This is a genomic window from Streptomyces sp. NPDC004732 (genome assembly GCF_040609235.1).
In the GTDB taxonomy this organism is placed as follows: domain Bacteria; phylum Actinomycetota; class Actinomycetes; order Streptomycetales; family Streptomycetaceae; genus Streptomyces.
Genome location: NZ_JBEXJR010000002.1, coordinates 790,020 through 809,935, shown reverse-complemented (window position 1 = coordinate 809,935; position 19,916 = coordinate 790,020). Strand labels below are relative to the sequence as shown.

Annotated in this window: 17 protein-coding genes; 14 read left to right on the top strand and 3 right to left on the bottom strand. The window is 69.1% G+C overall.

Going from position 1 to position 19,916, the window contains the following annotated elements; translation table 11 throughout:
• Positions 1–21 precede the first annotated feature (21 nt).
• From ABZV77_RS08365 to recQ, 14 genes are all read left to right on the top strand, one after another.
• Complete coding sequence (locus tag ABZV77_RS08365) at positions 22–576, top strand: NADH-quinone oxidoreductase subunit B (RefSeq protein ID WP_055564035.1); 555 nt, start codon at positions 22–24, stop codon at positions 574–576.
• The gene (locus ABZV77_RS08360) at positions 573–1,295 is read left to right on the top strand and encodes an NADH-quinone oxidoreductase subunit C (RefSeq protein ID WP_356251893.1); all 723 of its coding nucleotides are present in this window, start codon (positions 573–575) and stop codon (positions 1,293–1,295) included. The genes ABZV77_RS08365 and ABZV77_RS08360 overlap by 4 nt, the downstream gene beginning before the upstream one ends.
• Positions 1,295–2,629, top strand: coding sequence for an NADH-quinone oxidoreductase subunit D (locus ABZV77_RS08355; RefSeq protein WP_356251890.1), 1,335 nt, complete (start codon positions 1,295–1,297; stop codon positions 2,627–2,629). The genes ABZV77_RS08360 and ABZV77_RS08355 overlap by 1 nt, the downstream gene beginning before the upstream one ends.
• The gene (gene nuoE / locus ABZV77_RS08350) at positions 2,626–3,477 is read left to right on the top strand and encodes an NADH-quinone oxidoreductase subunit NuoE (protein ID WP_356251887.1); all 852 of its coding nucleotides are present in this window, start codon (positions 2,626–2,628) and stop codon (positions 3,475–3,477) included. The genes ABZV77_RS08355 and nuoE overlap by 4 nt, the downstream gene beginning before the upstream one ends.
• Positions 3,477–4,838: an NADH-quinone oxidoreductase subunit NuoF gene (gene nuoF / locus ABZV77_RS08345; protein WP_356251884.1), complete on the top strand. Its 1,362-nt coding sequence runs from the start codon at positions 3,477–3,479 to the stop codon at positions 4,836–4,838. Before nuoE ends, nuoF begins: the two co-directional genes overlap by 1 nt.
• Complete coding sequence (locus ABZV77_RS08340) at positions 4,835–7,402, top strand: NADH-quinone oxidoreductase subunit G (protein WP_356251882.1); 2,568 nt, start codon at positions 4,835–4,837, stop codon at positions 7,400–7,402. The genes nuoF and ABZV77_RS08340 overlap by 4 nt, the downstream gene beginning before the upstream one ends.
• A gap of 38 nt (positions 7,403–7,440) precedes the next feature.
• Positions 7,441–8,778 carry an NADH-quinone oxidoreductase subunit NuoH gene (gene nuoH / locus ABZV77_RS08335; protein WP_356252405.1) on the top strand — a complete coding sequence of 446 codons (1,338 nt, stop codon included), beginning with the start codon at positions 7,441–7,443 and terminating at the stop codon, positions 8,776–8,778.
• Positions 8,771–9,430 carry an NADH-quinone oxidoreductase subunit NuoI gene (gene nuoI / locus ABZV77_RS08330; protein WP_356251879.1) on the top strand — a complete coding sequence of 220 codons (660 nt, stop codon included), beginning with the start codon at positions 8,771–8,773 and terminating at the stop codon, positions 9,428–9,430. Before nuoH ends, nuoI begins: the two co-directional genes overlap by 8 nt.
• Positions 9,427–10,266 (top strand): NADH-quinone oxidoreductase subunit J, encoded by an 840-nt coding sequence (locus tag ABZV77_RS08325; protein ID WP_356251876.1) that lies wholly within the window; start codon positions 9,427–9,429, stop codon positions 10,264–10,266. Before nuoI ends, ABZV77_RS08325 begins: the two co-directional genes overlap by 4 nt.
• Positions 10,263–10,562 (top strand): NADH-quinone oxidoreductase subunit NuoK, encoded by a 300-nt coding sequence (nuoK, locus tag ABZV77_RS08320; RefSeq protein ID WP_003974374.1) that lies wholly within the window; start codon positions 10,263–10,265, stop codon positions 10,560–10,562. Before ABZV77_RS08325 ends, nuoK begins: the two co-directional genes overlap by 4 nt.
• Positions 10,563–10,576: 14 nt before the next feature.
• Complete coding sequence (nuoL, locus tag ABZV77_RS08315) at positions 10,577–12,472, top strand: NADH-quinone oxidoreductase subunit L (RefSeq protein WP_356251873.1); 1,896 nt, start codon at positions 10,577–10,579, stop codon at positions 12,470–12,472.
• Positions 12,473–12,477: 5 nt separating this feature from the next.
• On the top strand, positions 12,478–14,049 hold the full coding sequence (locus ABZV77_RS08310) for an NADH-quinone oxidoreductase subunit M (RefSeq protein ID WP_356251870.1): 1,572 nt from the start codon (positions 12,478–12,480) through the stop codon (positions 14,047–14,049).
• Positions 14,046–15,695, top strand: coding sequence for an NADH-quinone oxidoreductase subunit NuoN (gene nuoN / locus ABZV77_RS08305; RefSeq protein WP_356251867.1), 1,650 nt, complete (start codon positions 14,046–14,048; stop codon positions 15,693–15,695). The genes ABZV77_RS08310 and nuoN overlap by 4 nt, the downstream gene beginning before the upstream one ends.
• A 165-nt stretch (positions 15,696–15,860) precedes the next feature.
• A complete protein-coding gene (gene recQ / locus ABZV77_RS08300) occupies positions 15,861–17,882 on the top strand; it encodes a DNA helicase RecQ (protein WP_356252402.1) in 2,022 nt (673 codons plus the stop codon).
• Positions 17,883–17,918: 36 nt separating this feature from the next.
• On the opposite strand, the gene ABZV77_RS08295 is transcribed toward recQ, so the two are convergent.
• From ABZV77_RS08295 to ABZV77_RS08285, 3 genes are all read right to left on the bottom strand, one after another.
• Positions 17,919–18,518 carry a Uma2 family endonuclease gene (locus tag ABZV77_RS08295; protein WP_356251864.1) on the bottom strand — a complete coding sequence of 200 codons (600 nt, stop codon included), beginning with the start codon at positions 18,516–18,518 and terminating at the stop codon, positions 17,919–17,921.
• 162 nt (positions 18,519–18,680) lie between these two features.
• Entirely contained in the window at positions 18,681–19,073 is a 393-nt protein-coding gene (locus ABZV77_RS08290) for a GntR family transcriptional regulator (RefSeq protein WP_356251861.1), read from the bottom strand.
• On the bottom strand, positions 19,070–19,888 hold the full coding sequence (locus tag ABZV77_RS08285; protein ID WP_356251858.1) for a hypothetical protein: 819 nt from the start codon (positions 19,886–19,888) through the stop codon (positions 19,070–19,072). Before ABZV77_RS08285 ends, ABZV77_RS08290 begins: the two co-directional genes overlap by 4 nt.
• Positions 19,889–19,916 lie beyond the last annotated feature (28 nt).

Genomic DNA, 19,916 nt, shown 5'->3' with positions numbered 1-19,916 from the left:
GGGTCTGAGGGGTCAAAGAGCATGGGAATCGAAGAGAAGCTGCCGAGTGGATTTCTGCTGACCACGGTCGAGCAGGCCGCGGGATGGATGCGGAAGTCGTCCGTCTTCCCCGCCACGTTCGGTCTCGCCTGCTGCGCCATCGAGATGATGACGACCGGTGCCGGGCGCTATGACATGGCGCGCTTCGGCATGGAGGTCTTCCGTGGCTCGCCGCGCCAGGCCGACCTGATGATCGTGGCGGGCCGGGTGAGCCAGAAGATGGCGCCGGTGCTGCGGCAGGTCTATGACCAGATGCCGAATCCCAAGTGGGTCATTTCCATGGGGGTTTGCGCGTCATCGGGTGGAATGTTCAACAATTACGCGATTGTGCAGGGCGTGGACCACGTCGTCCCGGTTGACATCTATTTGCCCGGCTGTCCGCCACGCCCCGAGATGCTGTTGGACGCGATTCTCAAGCTCCATCAGAAGATCCAGAACACCAAGCTCGGCGTGAACGCGGAAGAAGCCGCCCGTGAGGCGGAGGAGGCGGCCCTCAAGGCGCTCCCCACCATTGAGATGAAGGGGCTGCTGCGGTGAGCGACGCGCACGACGAGCACCTGAACGGCAACGGCGTACCGGCGCCGCGCGACGAGGCCGGCGAGGTCATCGGCGTACGCAAGGGCATGTTCGGCGCCAACAACGGCGGCGACACGTCCGGCTACGGCGGCCTCGTGCGGACCGTCACCCTGCCCGGCGCTTCCTCGCGCCCCTACGGCGGCTGGTTCGACGAGACCGCGGACGAACTGGAAGGGGCCCTGGAGGAGCAGGGCCTCGTCCCGGAGAACGCCATCGAGAAGACGGTCGTCGACCGCGACGAGATCACCTTCCACATCGAGCGCGAGCACCTCGTCCGCGTGGCCCAGACCCTGCGCGACGACCCGGCCCTGCGCTTCGAGCTCTGCACGGGCGTGAGCGGGGTGCACCTTCCCGGCGACAAGGGCCGCGAGCTGCACGCCGTCTACCACCTGCGCTCGATCACCCACAACCGGCTGATCCGGCTCGAAGTCGGCGTCCCCGAAGCCGATCCGCACCTGCCCTCACTGGTCCCGGTCTATCCGACCAACGACTGGCACGAGCGCGAGGCGTACGACTTCTTCGGCCTGATCTTCGACGGCCACCCGGCGCTCACGCGGATCATGATGCCGGACGACTGGCAGGGCTTCCCGCAGCGCAAGGACTACCCCCTCGGCGGCATCCCCGTCGAATACAAGGGCGCCCAGATCCCGGCTCCGGACCAGCGGAGGTCGTACAGCTGATGTCTGCCACTCAGGGAACATCCCACGCTTCCCCCCGCGAGACGACCGAGGGGACTGTATATACGGTCACCGGCGGCGACTGGGACGAGGTCGTCCAGTCCGCGGCCAAGGCCGACGACGAGCGCATCATCGTCAACATGGGCCCCCAGCACCCGTCCACACACGGTGTGCTCCGGCTCATCCTGGAGATTGAGGGCGAGACCGTCTCCGAGGCCCGCTGCGGCATCGGCTACCTGCACACCGGCATCGAGAAGAACCTCGAATACCGCACGTGGACGCAGGGCACGACGTTCGTCACGCGCATGGACTACCTGACGCCGTTCTTCAACGAGACGGCGTACTGCCTCGGGGTCGAGAAGCTCCTCGGCATCGAGGACCAGATCCCGGACCGCGCCTCCGTCATCCGCGTGCTCCTCATGGAGCTCAACCGCCTCTCCTCGCACCTGGTGTGCATCGCCACCGGCGGCATGGAACTCGGCGCGACCACGATCATGATCTACGGATTCCGGGATCGTGAACTCGTTCTCGATGTCTTCGAGCTCATCACCGGCCTGCGGATGAACCACGCGTACGTCCGGCCCGGCGGCCTCGCCCAGGACCTGCCGCCCGGCACGGTGGACCAGCTGCGCGAGTTCGTGAAGACGATGAAGAAGAACATCCCCGAGTACGACAAGCTCGCCACCGGGAACCCCATCTTCAAGGCCCGCATGCAGGACGTCGGCTATCTCGACCTCGCGGGCTGTATGGCCCTCGGCGCCACCGGACCGGTCCTGCGCTCGGCGGGCCTCCCGCACGACCTGCGCAAGTCCCAGCCCTACTGCGGATACGAGAACTACGAGTTCGACATCCCGACCGCCGACACCTGCGACTCCTACGGACGCTTCCTGATCCGCCTGGAGGAGATGCGGCAGTCGCTGCGCATCATCGAGCAGTGCATCGACCGGCTCGCCCCCGGACCGGTCATGGTCGAGGACAAGAAGATCGCCTGGCCCGCCCAACTGGCCCTCGGCCCGGACGGCCTCGGCAACTCGCTCGACCACATCAAGAAGATCATGGGCACCTCCATGGAGTCCCTCATCCACCACTTCAAGCTGGTGACCGAGGGATTCCGGGTCCCGCCCGGACAGACGTACACAGCGGTCGAGTCGCCCAAGGGCGAGCTCGGCGTGCACGTCGTGTCCGACGGTGGCACCCGCCCCTACCGGGTCCACTTCCGCGACCCGTCCTTCACCAACCTGCAGGCCATGGCGGCGATGTGCGAGGGCGGCCAGGTCGCCGACGTCATCGTCGCCGTCGCGTCCATCGACCCCGTGATGGGAGGCGTCGACCGGTGACCACCACCCCTTCGGAGCAGGGCGCGGGCGTCAGCCTGGGCATGCCCCAACTCCCCGCCCCCGACTACCCGGCCGATGTGCGGGCCCGCCTTGAGGTGGATGCCAAGGACGTCATCGCGCGCTACCCGGACTCCCGGTCCGCCCTCCTCCCGCTGCTGCACCTGGTGCAGTCCGAGGAGGGCCACGTCACGCGCACGGGCATGCGGTTCTGCGCCGAGATGCTGGGCCTGACCACGGCAGAGGTCACGGCCGTCGCGACCTTCTACACCATGTACCGCCGCAAGCCGTCCGGTGACTACCAGGTCGGCGTCTGCACCAACACGCTGTGCGCGGTCATGGGCGGCGACGCGATCTTCGACGAACTCAAGGAGCACCTGGCCGTCGGCAACGACGAGACGACCGGGGACGGCAAGATCACCCTTGAGCACATCGAGTGCAACGCCGCCTGCGACTTCGCCCCCGTGGTGATGGTCAACTGGGAGTTCTTCGACAACCAGACCCCGGAGTCCGCCAAGCGGCTCGTCGACGACCTGCGCGACGGCAAGGTCGTCCGGCCCACCCGCGGGGCGCCCTTGTGCACGTACAAGGAGACGGCCCGGATCCTGGCGGGCTTCCCGGACGAGCGGCCCGGCGCCGTCGAGGCGAGCGGTGGCGCGGGCCCCGCATCGCTGATCGGACTGCGCCTGGCCAAGGGCGAGGAGCCGCAGCCGCGCGTGGTCCACCCGCGCACGGGAGGCCCTCAGGACGAGGCCCCCGCCGAGCACCTCAGCTCGCACGACGCGCCGCAGAAGACCTCGGCGTCCGACCCGGCGCACCCGGCGGGGCCGACCGCCGAGGAGGGGGAGTGATGACCTTGGCAGCCGAGATCGACAACGAGACCAGCCCCGAGAAGCTGCTGGCACCGGTGCTTTCGGCCTTCTGGGACGAGGAGAAGTCCTGGACGCTGGACACCTACCGACGGCACGAGGGGTACGAAGGCCTGCGCAAGGCGCTCGCCATGGCTCCGGACGACGTCATCGCGTACGTGAAGGACTCCGGGCTGCGGGGCAGGGGCGGCGCGGGATTCCCCACCGGAATGAAGTGGCAGTTCATTCCGCAGGGAGACGGCAAGCCGCACTATCTAGTTGTCAACGCCGACGAATCGGAGCCGGGGACCTGCAAGGACATCCCGCTCCTCTTCGCGAACCCGCATTCCCTCATCGAGGGGATCGTGATCGCTTGTCACGCGATCAGGTCGTCGCATGCCTTCATCTATCTGCGGGGTGAAGTCGTCCCCGTACTGCGCAGGTTGCACGAGGCGGTCCGCGAGGCCTATGCGGCGGGCTACCTCGGGAAGAACGTGCTGGGCAGCGGGCTCGATCTCGAACTCACCGTGCACGCGGGCGCGGGCGCGTACATCTGTGGTGAAGAGACCGCACTGCTCGACTCGCTCGAAGGCCGCCGCGGCCAACCGCGACTGCGTCCCCCCTTCCCTGCCGTCGCGGGCCTCTACGCATGCCCCACTGTTGTCAATAACGTCGAGTCCATCGCGTCCGTTCCCGCGATCCTGAATCGGGGGAAAGACTGGTTCAAGTCGATGGGCAGCGAGAAGTCGCCCGGCTTCACCCTCTATTCGCTGAGCGGGCACGTCACCAACCCCGGCCAGTACGAGGGGCCGCTCGGCATCACGCTGCGCCAGCTGCTCGACATGAGCGGCGGCATGCGCGCCGGGCACCGGCTCAAGTTCTGGACACCGGGCGGCTCCTCGACGCCGATGTTCACCGACGAGCACCTCGACGTTCCCCTCGACTACGAGGGCGTCGGCGCCGCCGGATCGATGCTCGGCACGAAGGCGCTGCAGTGCTTCGACGAGACGACGTGCGTCGTGCGGGCCGTGACCCGCTGGACCGAGTTCTACGCCCACGAGTCCTGCGGCAAGTGCACGCCCTGCCGCGAAGGAACGTACTGGCTGGTGCAGTTGCTCCGGGACATCGAGGCCGGCAAGGGCGTCATGGCCGACCTGGACAAGCTGAACGACATCGCCGACAACATCAACGGCAAGTCCTTCTGCGCCCTGGGCGACGGCGCGGCCTCGCCGATCTTCTCCTCGCTGAAGTACTTCCGTGCGGAGTACGAGCAGCACATCACCGGCAAGGGCTGCCCCTTCGACCCGGCCAAGTCGACTCTCTGGGCCGACAGGCCCGCTGAAAGCGCGCAGGTGAACGCATGACAGTGACCACCAACAACGCTCCCTCCGGGGGCGGGGAGGCGGCGGTTCCGCCGGCGGATCTCGTCTCGCTGACCATCGACGGCATCGAGATCAGCGTCCCCAAGGGGACCTTGGTCATCCGGGCCGCCGAGCTGCTCGGCATCGAGATCCCGCGGTTCTGCGACCACCCGCTGCTCGACCCGGCGGGCGCCTGCCGCCAGTGCATCGTCGAGGTGGAGGGCCAGCGCAAGCCGATGGCGTCCTGCACCATCACGTGCACCGACGGCATGGTCGTGAAGTCGCAGCTGACCTCGGCCGTCGCCGAGAAGTCGCAGCGCGGCGTGATGGAGCTGCTGCTCATCAACCACCCGCTGGACTGCCCCGTCTGCGACAAGGGCGGCGAGTGCCCGCTGCAGAACCAGGCGATGCAGGTCGGCGACTCGGACACCCGCTTCGAGGGCAAGAAGCGGACGTACGAGAAGCCGGTGCCGATCTCCACCCAGGTGCTGCTCGACCGTGAGCGGTGCGTGCTCTGTGCGCGCTGCACCCGCTTCAGCAACCAGGTCGCGGGCGACCCGATGATCGAACTCATCGAGCGCGGCGCCCTCCAGCAGGTCGGCACCGGTGAGGGCGACCCCTTCGAGTCGTACTTCTCCGGGAACACGATTCAGATCTGCCCGGTCGGCGCGCTGACCTCGGCGGCGTATCGCTTCCGCTCCCGGCCCTTCGACCTGGTGTCGTCGCCCTCGGTGTGCGAGCACTGCTCGGGCGGCTGCGCGACGCGCACGGACCACCGGCGCGGCAAGGTCATGCGCCGGCTCGCCGCGGACGACCCCGAGGTCAACGAGGAGTGGATGTGCGACAAGGGACGCTTCGGCTTCCGTTACGCGCAGCGCCCCGACCGGCTGACGACACCTCTGGTGCGCAACGCCTCGACCGGTGAACTGGAGCCCGCCAGCTGGCCCGAGGCCCTGGAGGTCGCGGCCCGCGGTCTCGCCGCCGCGCGCGGCCGGACCGGGGTCCTCGTCGGCGGCCGCCTCACCGTGGAGGACGCCTACGCGTACAGCAAGTACGCGCGCGTGGCGCTCGACACGAACGACATCGACTTCCGCGCGCGCGTGCACAGCGGCGAGGAGGCCGACTTCCTCGCGGCCCGGGTGGCGGGCCGGGGCCGGGACCTCGACGGGACGGGCGTCACGTACGCCTTCCTGGAGAAGGCGCCCGCCGTGCTGCTCGCCGGTTTCGAGTCCGAGGAGGAGGCGCCCGGCGTCTTCCTGAGGCTGCGCAAGGCCTGGCGCAAGCACGGCCAGCGCACCTTCTCCCTCGCGCCGTTCGCGACCCGGGGTCTGGAGAAGGCGGGCGGCACGCTGCTGCCCGCGGCGCCGGGCACCGAGACCGAGTGGCTGGACGCGCTCGCGGCGGGCGTCGGCCTGGAGGCTCCCGGCACCGAGGCGTCCGAGGCGCTGCGCACCGAAGGGGCGGTCATCGTCGTCGGTGAGCGGCTCGCGGCCGTGCCCGGCGCCCTCACCGCCGCCGTGCGGGCCGCCGCCGCGACCGGCGCCCGGCTGGTGTGGATCCCGCGCAGGGCCGGGGAGCGTGCCGCCGTCGAGGTGGGCGCGCTGCCGTCGCTGCTGCCCGGCGGGCGTCCGGCCACCGACCCGCGCGCGCGGGACGAGGTCGCGGCCGCCTGGGGCGTCGCCGAACTCCCGCACCGCCACGGCCGCGACACCGGTCAGATCATCGAGGCCGCCGCGACCGGCGAGCTCGGCGCCCTCCTGGTGGCGGGTGTCGAGGTCGCCGACCTGCCGGACCCGGCACGCGCGCGTGCGGCGCTGGACGAGGTCGGCTTCCTGGTCTCGCTCGAGCTGCGGCCCAGCGAGGTCACGGACCGGGCCGACGTGGTCCTGCCCGTCGCCGCCGTCGCCGAGAAGCCGGGCACCTTCCTCAACTGGGAGGGCCGTGCACGGATGTTCGACGCCGCGCTGAAGCCGGACCAGATGACGCGCAGGCTGGCGCCCACCGACGCGCGCGTGCTGCACATGCTTGCCGACGCCGGGGACATCCACCTGGGCCTGCCCGACCTGCTGACCCTGCGCCGCGAGCTGGACCGGCTCGGCGGCTGGGACGGCCCGCCCGTCTCCCACCACCGCCCTTCCGACGAGGCGCTGCACGCCGCCCCTTCCTATTACGCCACGGACCCCCTGGAGACCGGCACCCAGCCACCGCGGCCCGCCGCGGGCGAGGCCGTCCTCTCGGGCCACCGGCTGCTGCTCGACCAGGGCCGTCTGCAGGACGGCGACGAAGCGCTGGCCGGTACGCGGCACGCCGCCCACGCGCGCGTGTCCGCTGCCACCGCGGCGGAGTCGGGCCTTCAGGACGGCGACCTCCTGTCGGTCGCCGGACCGGCAGGGACGACCGAACTCCCGCTCCAGATCACGGAGATGCCCGACCGCGTGGTCTGGCTGCCGCTGAACTCGACCGGGGGAGGCGTCACGTCGGACACCGGCGCCCGCCCCGGCGACCTCGTCCGCATCGGCCCGGCGGTCCTGCCGGAGCCCACTGAGGCCCCGGAGGTGACGTCGTGACGCACACGCTGGTGCCGCTTGCGGCGGAAGACCTGTCCATGTTCGGCCGTGACCCCTGGTGGCTGGTCGCCTTCAAGGCGGTCTTCTGCTTCGCGTTCCTGATGGTGACGGTCCTCCTCGCCATCGTGTGGGAGCGCAAGGTCGTCGCCTGGATGCAGCTGCGCATCGGCCCCAACCGGAACGGTCCCTGGGGCCTGCTGCAGTCCCTCGCGGACGGCGTCAAGCTGATGCTCAAGGAAGACGTGATCGTCAAGCGTGCGGACAAGGTGGTCTACATCCTTGCTCCGGTCATCGCGGCGATCCCGGCCTTCATGGCGATCGCGGTGATCCCGTTCGGGCCCGCGGGCAACGAAGTCTCGATCTTCGGCCACCGCACCACGATGCAGCTCACCGACCTGCCGATCGCGATGCTCTACATCCTCGCGGTGGCCTCTGTCGGCATCTACGGCATCGTGCTCGCGGGCTGGAGCTCCGGGTCGACGTACCCGCTCCTCGGCGGTCTGCGGTCCTGCGCGCAGATGATCTCGTACGAGATCGCGATGGGTGCGGCCTTCGCCTCCGTCTTCCTCTACTCGGGTTCGATGTCGACGTCGGCGATCGTCGAGGCGCAGGCGGACCGCTGGTACGTACTGCTGCTGCCCGTCTCTTTCATCATCTACATCGTGACGATGATCGGCGAGACGAACCGTGCGCCGTTCGACATGCCGGAGTCCGAGGGCGACCTCGTCGGTGGCTTCAACACCGAGTACTCCTCCATCAAGTTCGCGATGTTCATGCTCGCCGAGTACATCAACATGGTTACCGTCTCGGCGGTGTCGGCCACGCTCTTCCTGGGCGGCTGGCGGGCGCCGTATCCGATCAGCACGTTCTGGGAGGGCGCGAACCACGGCTGGTGGCCGATGCTCTGGTTCGTGATCAAGGTCCAGCTGCTGCTGTTCTTCTTCATCTGGCTGCGCGGCTCGCTGCCCCGCGTCCGTTACGACCAGCTGATGAAGCTCGGCTGGAAGGTCCTGATCCCGGTCTCGGTCGTCTGGCTGATGCTGGTCGCCACGGTCAGGGCGATGCGGAACGAGGACTACGAATTCACCTCGATCGCGCTCTATGTCGGCGGCGGCGTCATCGCGTTGCTGCTGCTCTCCGTCGTCGTCGACATCTTCCGCGACAAGCGCGAGAAGGAAGCCGCCGCGGAGGAGGAGAAGCCGGTCGCCTTCGACCCGATGGCGGGCGGCTTCCCGGTGCCGCCGCTGCCAGGCCAGAGCCTGCCACCCGTCCCGCGCCGACGCTCGCGCCAGGAGCGGGAGTTGATTGTCAGTGGTGGCCCGGATACTCAAAGTGACGGATCCCGAAGTGACGGAAAGGAGGCGTCCGATGGCTGAGTCGAACCAGGAGTCACACGAATCGAACCAATCGAACCAGGGGTTCCAGAACCCTGTCGCGGGCTTCGGCGTGACCTTCAAGGCCATGTTCAAGAAGCGGCTGACCGAGCAGTATCCGGAGCAGCAGAAGACCACTGCTCCCCGCTTCCACGGCAGGCACCAGCTGAACCGCCATCCGGACGGCCTGGAGAAGTGCGTCGGCTGTGAGCTCTGCGCCTGGGCCTGTCCCGCGGACGCCATCTATGTGGAGGGCGCGGACAACACGGACGAGGAGAGGTACTCGCCCGGTGAGCGGTACGGCCGCGTCTACCAGATCAACTACGCCCGCTGCATCCTGTGCGGACTGTGCATCGAGGCGTGCCCCACGCGCGCGTTGACGATGACGAACCAGTTCGAGCTGGCCGACACCAGCCGCGAGAACCTCATCTACACCAAGGAGCAGCTGCTCGCCGGTCTCGAAGAGGGCATGGTCGACTCGCCGCACTCCATCTTCCCCGGCACGGACGAGCAGGACTACTACCGGGGCCTGGTGACCGAGGCCGCCCCCGGGACCGTCCCTCAGGTCGCCCTCTCCAAGGGGGAGACGCCTCAAGAGGCGGCCGCGGACTTCGGAGACGGCGAGCCCGCCTCGGAGAAGGTGGTCGGCCGATGACGCAGCTCGCCGCCTACTCGACCTCCACCGGCGAGGCCTTCCAGTTCTGGGTGCTCGGCACGGTCGCGGTGATCGGCGCCCTGTGCACCATCCTCATGAAGAAGGCCGTGCACAGCGCGCTCTGCCTGGCCGGGACGATGATCATCCTCGCGGTGTTCTACCTGGCCAACGGCGCGTACTTCCTGGGCATCGTCCAGATCGTCGTCTACACCGGCGCGATCATGATGCTCTTCCTCTTCGTGGTCATGCTCGTCGGCGTCACCGCCGCCGACTCCCTGACGGAGACCATCAAGGGGCAGCGCTGGCTGGCCCTCCTCTGCGGGCTCGGCTTCGCGGTGCTGCTCTTCGCGGGCATCGGCAACGCCTCGGTGAAGGAGTTCAACGGCCTCGGCAAGGCGAACGCAGGCGGCAATGTGGAGGGCCTCGCGGGGCTCATCTTCACCAAGTACGTCTTCGCCTTCGAGATCACCGGCGCCCTGCTCATCACGGCGACGGTCGGCGCGATGGTGCTCACCCACCGCGAGCGCACGGAGCGTGCCAAGACCCAGCGCGAGCTGTCCGAGGAGCGTGTGCGCGAGGGCAAGCACCTGCCGCCGCTGCCCGCTCCGGGTGTGTACGCACGGCACAACGCCGTGGACATCGCGGGCCTGCTCCCCGACGGCACCCCGTCGGAGCTCACGGTCAACAAGACGCTGCGTGAGCGCGGCCAGATCCGCGACGTGTCGAACGAGGCGCTGGACGACCTGCGGGCTCTGGAGCAGCGCTCCACCGATCGCCTGGAGCGGCCCGACCTGCGGCGCAGCGACATCGGGCGGACCGAGGAGGCGTCGAAGTGAACCCCGTCAATTACCTGTACCTCGCGGCGCTGTTGTTCACGATCGGCGCGACCGGCGTGCTCATCAGGCGGAACGCGATCGTGGTGTTCATGTGCATCGAGCTCATGCTCAACGCCTGCAACCTCGCGTTCGTGGCCTTCTCCCGGATGCACGGCAACCTCGACGGCCAGATCATCGCGTTCTTCACGATGGTCGTCGCCGCCGCGGAGGTCGTGGTCGGACTCGCGATCATCGTGTCGCTCTTCCGCTCCCGCCACTCGGCCTCGGTCGACGACGCCAGCCTGATGAAGCTCTGAGGGGTCGCTGAATCGTGGAGAACTTGATTGCGCTGCTCGTCGCGGCGCCTCTGCTCGGAGCGGCCGTACTGCTGTGCGGCGGGCGGGCACTGGACCGCGCGGGCCACTGGCTCGGCACGCTGCTGGCGGCCGCCTCCTTCGTCATCGCCGTGGTGCTCTTCTCGGACATGCTGGGCAAGGGCGCCGAGGAGCGCTCGCTGTCGCAGCACCTGTTCAGCTGGGTGCCCGTGGAGGGCTTCCAGGCGGATGTCGCCTTCCAGCTCGACCAGTTGTCGATGACGTTCGTCCTGCTCATCTCCGGTGTGGGCACCCTGATCCACATCTACTCGATCGGGTACATGGAGCACGACGAGCGGCGCCGCCGCTTCTTCGGCTACCTGAACCTGTTCCTCGCGGCGATGCTCCTCCTTGTCCTCGCCGACAACTACCTGCTCCTGTACGTCGGATGGGAGGGCGTGGGCCTCGCCTCGTACCTCCTGATCGGCTTCTGGCAGCACAAGCCCAGCGCGGCCACCGCCGCGAAGAAGGCCTTCCTGGTCAACAGGGTCGGCGACGTGGGCCTCTCGATCGCCATCATGCTGATGTTCACCACCTTCGGGACCTTCGCCTTCGGGCCGGTCCTGGAGGCCACGGCGGACACCAGCGAGGGCAAGCTCACCGCCATCGGCCTGATGCTGCTGCTCGCCGCGTGCGGCAAGTCCGCACAGGTGCCGCTGCAGTCCTGGCTCGGTGACGCGATGGAGGGCCCGACCCCGGTCTCGGCCCTGATCCACGCCGCCACGATGGTGACCGCGGGCGTGTACTTGATCGTCCGCTCCGGCGCGATCTTCAACGGCGCGCCGGACGCACAGCTCGTCGTCACCGTCGTCGGAGCGGTCACGCTCCTGTTCGGTGCGATCGTCGGTTGCGCGAAGGACGACATCAAGAAGGCCCTCGCCGGGTCGACGATGTCCCAGATCGGGTACATGATCCTGGCCGCGGGCCTCGGCCCCATCGGCTACGTCTTCGCGATCATGCACCTGGTCACGCACGGCTTCTTCAAGGCCGGGCTCTTCCTCGGCGCCGGATCGGTCATGCACGGCATGAACGACGAGGTCGACATGAGGAAGTACGGCGGCCTCCGGAAGTACATGCCGGTCACCTTCGTGACCTTCGGTCTCGGCTATCTCGCGATCATCGGCTTCCCCGGTCTGTCCGGCTTCTTCTCCAAGGACAAGATCATCGAGGCGGCGTTCGCCAAGGGCGGCACGGAGGGCTGGATCCTCGGTTCGGTGGCGCTTCTGGGCGCGGCCATCACCGCGTACTACATGACGCGCGTGATGATCATGACCTTCTTCGGAGAGAAGCGCTGGCAGCCGGATGCCGACGGCAACGAGCCGCACCCGCACGAGTCGCCGAAGTCCATGACCATCCCGATGATCGTGCTCGCCTTCGGGTCGGTGTTCGCGGGTGGCTTCTTCAGCATCGGCGACCGCTTCATGCACTGGCTGGAGCCGGTCACCAAGCACGACCACGGCGACTCGCCGCTGAGTGCGACCACGGTCACGGGCGCCACCATGGTGGTCCTCGTCATCGGCGTCGCCCTCGCCTATGTGCAGTACGGACGCAAGCCCGTCCCGGTCACCGCCCCGCGCGGCTCGGTGCTCACCCGCGCCGCCCGCCGCGACCTCCTCCAGGACGACTTCAACCACGTCGTCCTGGTGCGCGGCGGCGAACACCTCACGCGGTCCCTGGTCTACGTCGACCACACCCTGGTCGACGGCGTCGTCAACGGCACGGCGGCCTCGGTCGGCGGCCTCTCCGGACGGCTGCGCAAACTGCAGAACGGCTACGCCCGCTCCTACGCGGTCTCGATGTTCGGCGGCGCTGCGGTGCTCATCGCCGCGACCCTGCTGATGAGGGCGGTCTGATACCGATGTCCTTTCCCCTCCTGACAGCGACGGCGGTCCTGCCCGCGGTCGGCGCGATCGCCACGGCAGCCGTTCCGGCCGCCCGGCGGACCGCCGCCAAGTGGCTCGCACTGCTCGTCTCGCTCGCCACGCTCGGCCTCGCGGTCACCGTGCTCGTGCGGTTCGACCCCGACGGCGACCGCTATCAACTGACCGAATCGCACGCCTGGATCAAGGAGTTCGGGGTGCGGTACGAGCTCGGGGTCGACGGCATCGCCGTCGCGCTCCTCGCGCTCACCGCGCTCCTGATCCCGTTCATCATCCTGGCGGGCTGGCACGACGCGGATCCCTTGGAGACCAAGTCGTCGCGCTGGCGGCCGACCCAGGGCTTCTTCGCCCTGATCCTGGCCGTCGAGGCGATGGTGATCATCTCCTTCGAGGCCACCGACGTCTTCCTCTTCTACATCTTCTTCGAAGCCATGCTCATCCCGATGTACTTCCTCATCGGCGGCTTCGGAGACCGCGCCCACGCGGGCTCGGACGAGAACGCCTCGGCCCAACGCTCGTACGCGGCTGTCAAGTTCCTCCTCTACAACCTCGTCGGCGGCCTCATCATGCTGGCCGCCGTCATCGGGCTCTATGTAGTGGCGGGCAACTTCTCCCTCCAGGAGATCTCCGCCGCGCGCGCGGACGGCTCGCTCGACATGGCGACCAACACGGAGCGGCTGCTCTTCCTCGGCTTCTTCTTCGCCTTCGCGGTGAAGGCGCCGCTGTGGCCGCTGCACACCTGGCTGCCGAACGCGATGGGCGAGTCCACCGCCCCGGTCGCCGTACTGATCACGGCCGTCGTCGACAAGGTCGGCACGTTCGCGATGCTGCGGTTCTGCCTCGGGCTCTTCCCGGAGGCGAGCGACTGGGCGACGCCGGTCGTCCTCGTCCTCGCGCTGATCAGCATCATCTACGGCGCGCTGCTCGCGGTCGGCCAGCGCGACATCAAGCGCCTGGTGGCGTACGCGTCGATCTCGCACTTCGGCTTCATCGTCCTCGGCATCTTCGCGATGACCTCCCAGGGCCAGTCCGGCGCGACGCTCTACATGGTCAACCACGGCATCTCGACCGCCGCCCTGATGCTGGTGGCCGGGTTCCTGATCTCGCGCCGCGGCTCGCGGCTGATCGCGGACTACGGAGGAGTGCAGAAGGTCGCCCCGGTGCTCGCAGGCACCTTCCTGATCGGCGGCCTGGCCACGCTGTCGCTTCCCGGGCTCGCGCCGTTCGTGAGTGAATTCCTGGTCCTGGTCGGCGCGTTCGCCCGCTATCCGGTGGTCGGGATCATCGCGACCGTCGGCATCGTGCTCGCCGCGCTGTACACGCTCGTCCTCTACCAGCGGACGATGACCGGCCCCGTGAAGGCGGAGGTCTCGGCCATGCCCGATCTGCGGGTGCGTGAACTGGTCGTCGTCGCTCCGCTGATCGCCCTCCTGATCGGCCTCGGCGTCTACCCGAAGCCGCTCACCGATCTGGTGAACCCGGCGGTCGAGCACACGATGTCCGACGTGCAGAAGAAGGACCCCCAGCCCGATGTGGAGGCGGCCAAGTGAGCGCATCAGCCGTCCACAGCCTGTGGACAACTGCGGCCGATCCGATCGACAAGATCGACGCGCCCAATATCGAGTATGGGCAGCTCTCGCCGATGTTGATCGTCATCGGCGCGGCCGTCATCGGAGTGCTCATCGAAGCCTTCGTCCCGCGCAAGACCCGTTACTACGCCCAGCTGTTCCTCTCCGTGGTCGCCCTGGCCGCCGCCTTCGCCGCGGTGGTCGGGCTCGCGGCCCGCGGCTTCGGCACCACCAAGGCGCAGATCGCCGCGATGGGCGCCATCGCGGTCGACGGCCCCGCGCTCTTCCTGCAGGGCACGATCCTGCTCACGGGCATCTTCGTGATCTTCACCTTCGCGGAGCGGCGCCTCGACCCGGAGGCGCACGGCAACCGCGTCGACTCGTTCGTGGCGCAGGCCGGAGCCGTACCGGGCAGTGAGGGCGAACAGGCCGCCACCAAGGCCGGGTTCGCCACCACCGAGGTGTTCCCGCTGGCGCTCTTCGCCATCGGCGGCATGCTCGTCTTCCCCGCGGCCAACGACCTCCTGACGCTCTTCATCGCGCTGGAAGTCTTCTCCCTGCCGCTGTACCTGCTGTGCGCGCTCGCCCGGCGCAAGCGCCTGATGTCGCAGGAATCCGCCGTCAAGTACTTCCTGCTCGGCGCGTTCGCCTCGGCATTCACGCTCTTCGGCATCGCGCTCCTCTACGGGTACGCGGGTTCCGTGTCGTACGCGACGATCGCGGACGTCGTCGAGGGCAACGTCAAGACCGTGGACCCGGCGCTCGCCGACACCATGGGCAACGACGCGCTGCTCCTCATCGGCGTCGCGATGGTGGTGATGGGGCTGCTCTTCAAGGTGGGCGCGGTGCCGTTCCACATGTGGACCCCGGACGTGTACCAGGGCGCCCCGACGCCGGTCACCGGCTTCATGGCGGCGGCGACGAAGGTGGCCGCGTTCGGCGCGCTCCTCCGGCTCCTCTACGTGGTGCTGCCCGGTCTGCGCTGGGACTGGCGCCCGGTCATGTGGGGCGTCGCGGTCATCACGATGCTGGGCGGCGCGATCATCGCGATCACGCAGACCGACATCAAGCGGCTCCTCGCGTACTCGTCCATCGCGCACGCCGGTTTCATCCTCGCCGGTGTCATCGCCACCACCCCGGACGGCATCTCCTCCGTCCTCTTCTACCTGGCTGCCTACTCCTTCGTGACCGTCGGCGCCTTCGCCGTCGTCACGCTGGTGCGGGACGCGGGGGGCGAGGCCACGCACCTGTCCAAGTGGGCGGGGCTCGGCCGGCGGTCTCCGCTGGTGGCCGCGGTCTTCGCGGTCTTCCTCCTCGCCTTCGCGGGCATTCCGCTGACCTCCGGGTTCACCGGAAAATTCGCGGTCTTCAAGGCCGCGGCGGAGGGCGGCGCGGGACCGCTGGTCGTGGTCGGTGTGCTGTCGTCGGCGATCGCCGCGTTCTTCTACATCCGCGTGATCGTCCTGATGTTCTTCAGCGAGCCGAAGGCGGACGGCCCCACGGTCGCCGTGCCCTCGCCGCTGACGATGACGGCGATCGGCGTGGGCGTCGCGGTGACGCTGGTGCTGGGTGTGGCCCCGCAGTACTTCCTGGATCTTGCGAACCAGGCCGGGGTCTTCGTCCGGTAGCCCCTTCCATTTCGAACACACGTTGCCGCCCGGCATCCCGAGAAGGGGTGCCGGGCGGCGGCCTGTGGATAACTGTCCGGGGTGTCGGTGGGGAGCCCTATCGTGGAGGCAGTGGTCGAGGCAGGACGTACGGCGGGGGACAGGGCGATGGATGGGACCAAGGGCATGAGCGAGGTGACGGCGTCGGTACCGACGCCGGGCGCGGCAACCGGCAGCACCGTGACGGAGAGCGACGCCCTGCGCACGCTCCACCGCGTCTTCGGTTATGACGCCTTCCGCGGCGAGCAGGAACCGATCATCGAGCACGTGGTGGGCGGCGGGGACGCAGTCGTCCTCATGCCGACCGGTGGCGGCAAGTCCCTCTGCTATCAGATTCCGGCCCTGGTCAGGCCGGGCACCGGCGTCGTGATCTCCCCGCTCATCGCGCTGATGCAGGACCAGGTGGACGCGCTGCGGGCGCTCGGCGTGCGCGCCGGGTTCATCAACTCCACGCAGGACTTCGACGAGCGGCGCGTGATGGAGGCGGAGCTCCTCGCGGGCGAGCTCGACGTGCTCTATCTGGCGCCGGAGCGGCTGCGCCTGGACGCGACCCTGGACCTTCTCGGCCGGGCCAAGATCTCCGTCTTCGCCATCGACGAGGCGCACTGCGTCGCCCAGTGGGGCCACGACTTTCGGCCCGACTATCTCGCGCTCTCGCTCCTCGGGGAGCGCTGGCCGGACGTGCCGCGGATCGCCCTGACCGCCACGGCCACCGATGCCACGCACCGGGAGATCACCCAGCGGCTCGGCATGCCCGACGCCAAGCACTTCGTGGCGAGCTTCGACCGGCCCAACATCCAGTACCGCATCGTGCCGAAGGCCGAGCCGAAGAAGCAGCTCCTCGCCTTCCTGAAGGAGGAGCACGCGGGCGACGCCGGGATCGTCTACTGCCTCTCGCGCAATTCGGTGGAGAAGACCGCCGAGTTCCTGTGCAAGAACGGCATCGAGGCCGTCCCGTACCACGCGGGTCTGGACGGCGGCACGCGCGCGACGAACCAGTCCCGCTTCCTGCGCGAGGAAGGCCTCGTCGTCTGCGCCACGATCGCCTTCGGCATGGGCATCGACAAGCCGGACGTCCGCTTCGTCGCCCACCTCGACCTGCCCAAGTCGGTCGAGGGGTACTACCAGGAGACGGGCCGCGCGGGCCGTGACGGCCAGCCCTCCACGGCGTGGATGGCCTATGGCCTCCAGGACGTCGTGCAGCAGCGCAAGCTGATCCAGGGCGGCGAGGGCGACGAGGCGTTCCGCCGCCGCGCCTCCTCCCATCTGGACTCGATGCTGGCGCTCTGCGAGACCGCCCAGTGCCGCCGCGCCCAGCTCCTGACCTACTTCGGCCAGGAATCGGCCGCGCAGTCCTGCGGCAACTGCGACACCTGCCTGACCCCGCCCGAGACCTGGGACGGCACGGTGGCGGCGCAGAAGGTGCTCTCCACGGTCGTGCGCCTGAAGCGCGAGCGCGGTCAGAAGTTCGGCGCGGGCCAGATCATCGACATCCTCCTCGGCAAGAAGACCGCGAAGATCATCCAGTTCGACCACGACCAGCTCTCGGTCTTCGGAATCGGCGAGGAGCTGGCGGAGGCCGAGTGGCGGGGCGTGATCCGGCAGCTCCTCGCCCAGGGCCTGATCGCGGTCGAGGGGGAGTACGGCACGCTGGTCCTCACCGAGACGAGCAGCTCCGTCCTGGGCCGGGAGCGCGAGGTGCGGCTGCGCAAGGAGCCGAAGCGGGCTCCGGCGGCGCGGTCCTCCAAGGGCGAGCGCAAGGCGAAGTCGGCGGCGGCGGTCGCCGAGCTGCCCCAGGAAGTGGTCCCGCTCTTCGAGGCGCTCCGGGCCTGGCGCGCCGCTCAGGCGAAGGAGCAGGGCGTCCCCGCGTATGTGATCTTCCACGACGCGACCCTCCGCGAGATCGCGACCCTGCGACCCGCGTCCGTGTCGGACCTGTCGGGCATCAGCGGAGTGGGCGAGAAGAAGCGGGCGACGTACGGCGAGGGTGTGGTCGGAGTCGTCGCGGAGTTCCAGGGCGGGGCACCTGCGGTCGTTGAGGCTTCGGGTGCGCCGTCGTCGAGCGGGCCTTCTGGCGGGGCCGAGCGGCTGATGAGCGATGAGGTGGAGCCGGACTGGGGGGATGAGGAGCCGGACTGGACCTCATAAGGGCTTCGCCTCAGCGCCCCCGGCCCGGCGGGCGCTCTAGGTCTCCTCGATGTCACGAATGATCTCGGTGAGGTCCAGCGAGATCGGGAAAGGTACGGAGACCTTGAGGTCGTCGTGGAAGATCCCTGTGGGTGCGTATTGACGGGACGCGGGTTCCAGCTCGAACACGTAGACCACAGGGCGGCCCTTGTCGTTCTCCACGCGCCAGAAGTGAGCCACTCCGGCCTGCGCGTACTTCCGTGGCTTGGCCTCGCGGTCACGGACTTCTGAGTCGGGAGAGACCACCTCGATCGCCAGGATGACGTCCTCCGCCTTGAACTGGGTCTGGCTGGGACCAGTGACCGCCCCTTTACGTAGTACCACCACGTCTGGCTCCGGCCGGTTGCGGTTGTCGAGCACGACTGTCATCTCGCGACGGACCACGAGCCCGCGTGGGGCCAGAGATCGTAGCTGCCACTTGAAAAAGTCGACGGCCGACTCATGAAAGATGGTCTGCGGACTCACGAAGACGAGGCTCCCGTCGATCAGCTCCGTGTGCGGAGGCAGATTCGGAAGCCGGTCCAGGTCGTCGGCGGTCCAGCCACCCTTGGGCGGGACCGGCCACGTGGGCCCGGAAGCCTCGGGTTCGACGCTCATCAGTGCTCCCTAATGGGGTCTCCCCTGCTCGAACGAAGTTGAGAGCTTGGGGAAGGAGTCTCACCGGGTTGTTCAGGGTATCGGGGAGGAACCCTCATAGGTGCCCACGTACGTGTGAACGAGTGTCGGGGTCTTGACCCGGCAGGGGCGCGTTCGGCGAGGTCAGGGCGCGCCCCACGCCTCCCGCACCGCCCGGAGGGCCTCCGATTCGTCCGCCCCCAGCGCGCGGGCCGCCGCGGCGAACTGCCGGGCCAGCGCGGCAAGTTGTGCCGGGTCAGGATCGGAGGTGCCCGCCGGAAGCGGGGCGACCCTCGTACCGGCGCCCCGGCGGGTGTGGATCAGGGAGGCCGATTCCAGCTCGCGGTAGGCGCGGGCCACGGTGCCTGCCGCCAGGCCCAGGTCGGCGGCGAGCTGGCGGACGGGCGGGAGACGTTCGCCCTCGGGGAGGCGGCCCGTGGTGATCAGGGCGGAGAGCTGGGCCCGGATCTGTTCGTAGGGCGGGACGGGGCTCGTGGTGTCGACCCGGACGGCGGCGCTTCTGGCCGGGCCCGTCATCGGCGGCCTGCCCGGGGGGAGACGATCGTGGTCAGGGACCACGTCATGGTGGACGCCGCGGAGAGGGCCACGGGGATCAGGATCCAGCCGGTCCCGGACGCGCCCATGCAGTCGAGGCCGAGCAGGGCACCGGCGGCGAACGTCGTGGTCCCCAGCAGGGGAGTGGAGACCAGCAGGCCCCAGGCCGCGGTGATCGCCAACGCCCGGTCGCGGCGCGGCTGTTCCTCCGAGGGGCGGCGGGTGATGCGGCGCAGGGACCACGCGCACGCGGCCGTGCCGATGGCGAGCGAGGCCAGGACCGGTGCGCCGTAGAAGAGTCCGGGCCAGGGGCCGACCGTCTCCGTCATGCCCTGGCAGGTGGCGGAGAGGGTGCGCCCGGCGCGGCCCTGGTCGTCCGGTGCGGCCATGGCGGCCGCCGCGACGAGGAGGGTGATCAGTGCGAGCGCCTGGGCGGCGAGCAGGCGGGTGGTCCGGGGCGGCACGTAGTCCCGGGCTCTGCGCGGCGTGAGGTCGGCGCTGCGCACCGCGCCGCGCGGTGGGGGCGTGAGGGTGTCGCCGAGCAGTACTCCTGCGACGGCGCAGAGGCCGAACGCCGGGATGGCGTACAGGATCCCGATGCCCAGGCCGTCGTCACGGGAGGCCACGGCCCAGGCCACGGCGGCACCGGCGGCCAGCCCCGCCCAGCGGGCGTACAGATCGACGCGGGCGCGCGCGGCTGTCTCTGGAGGGACGGGTGGGAGTGGTGGGGCGATGTGAGTGCGGGTGCGGGTGTGGGTGCGGGCGCGTGTGTCCGTGTCCGTGCCGGTGTCGTGCATGTGTGAACCCCCGAGTGAGTGGTGCCGG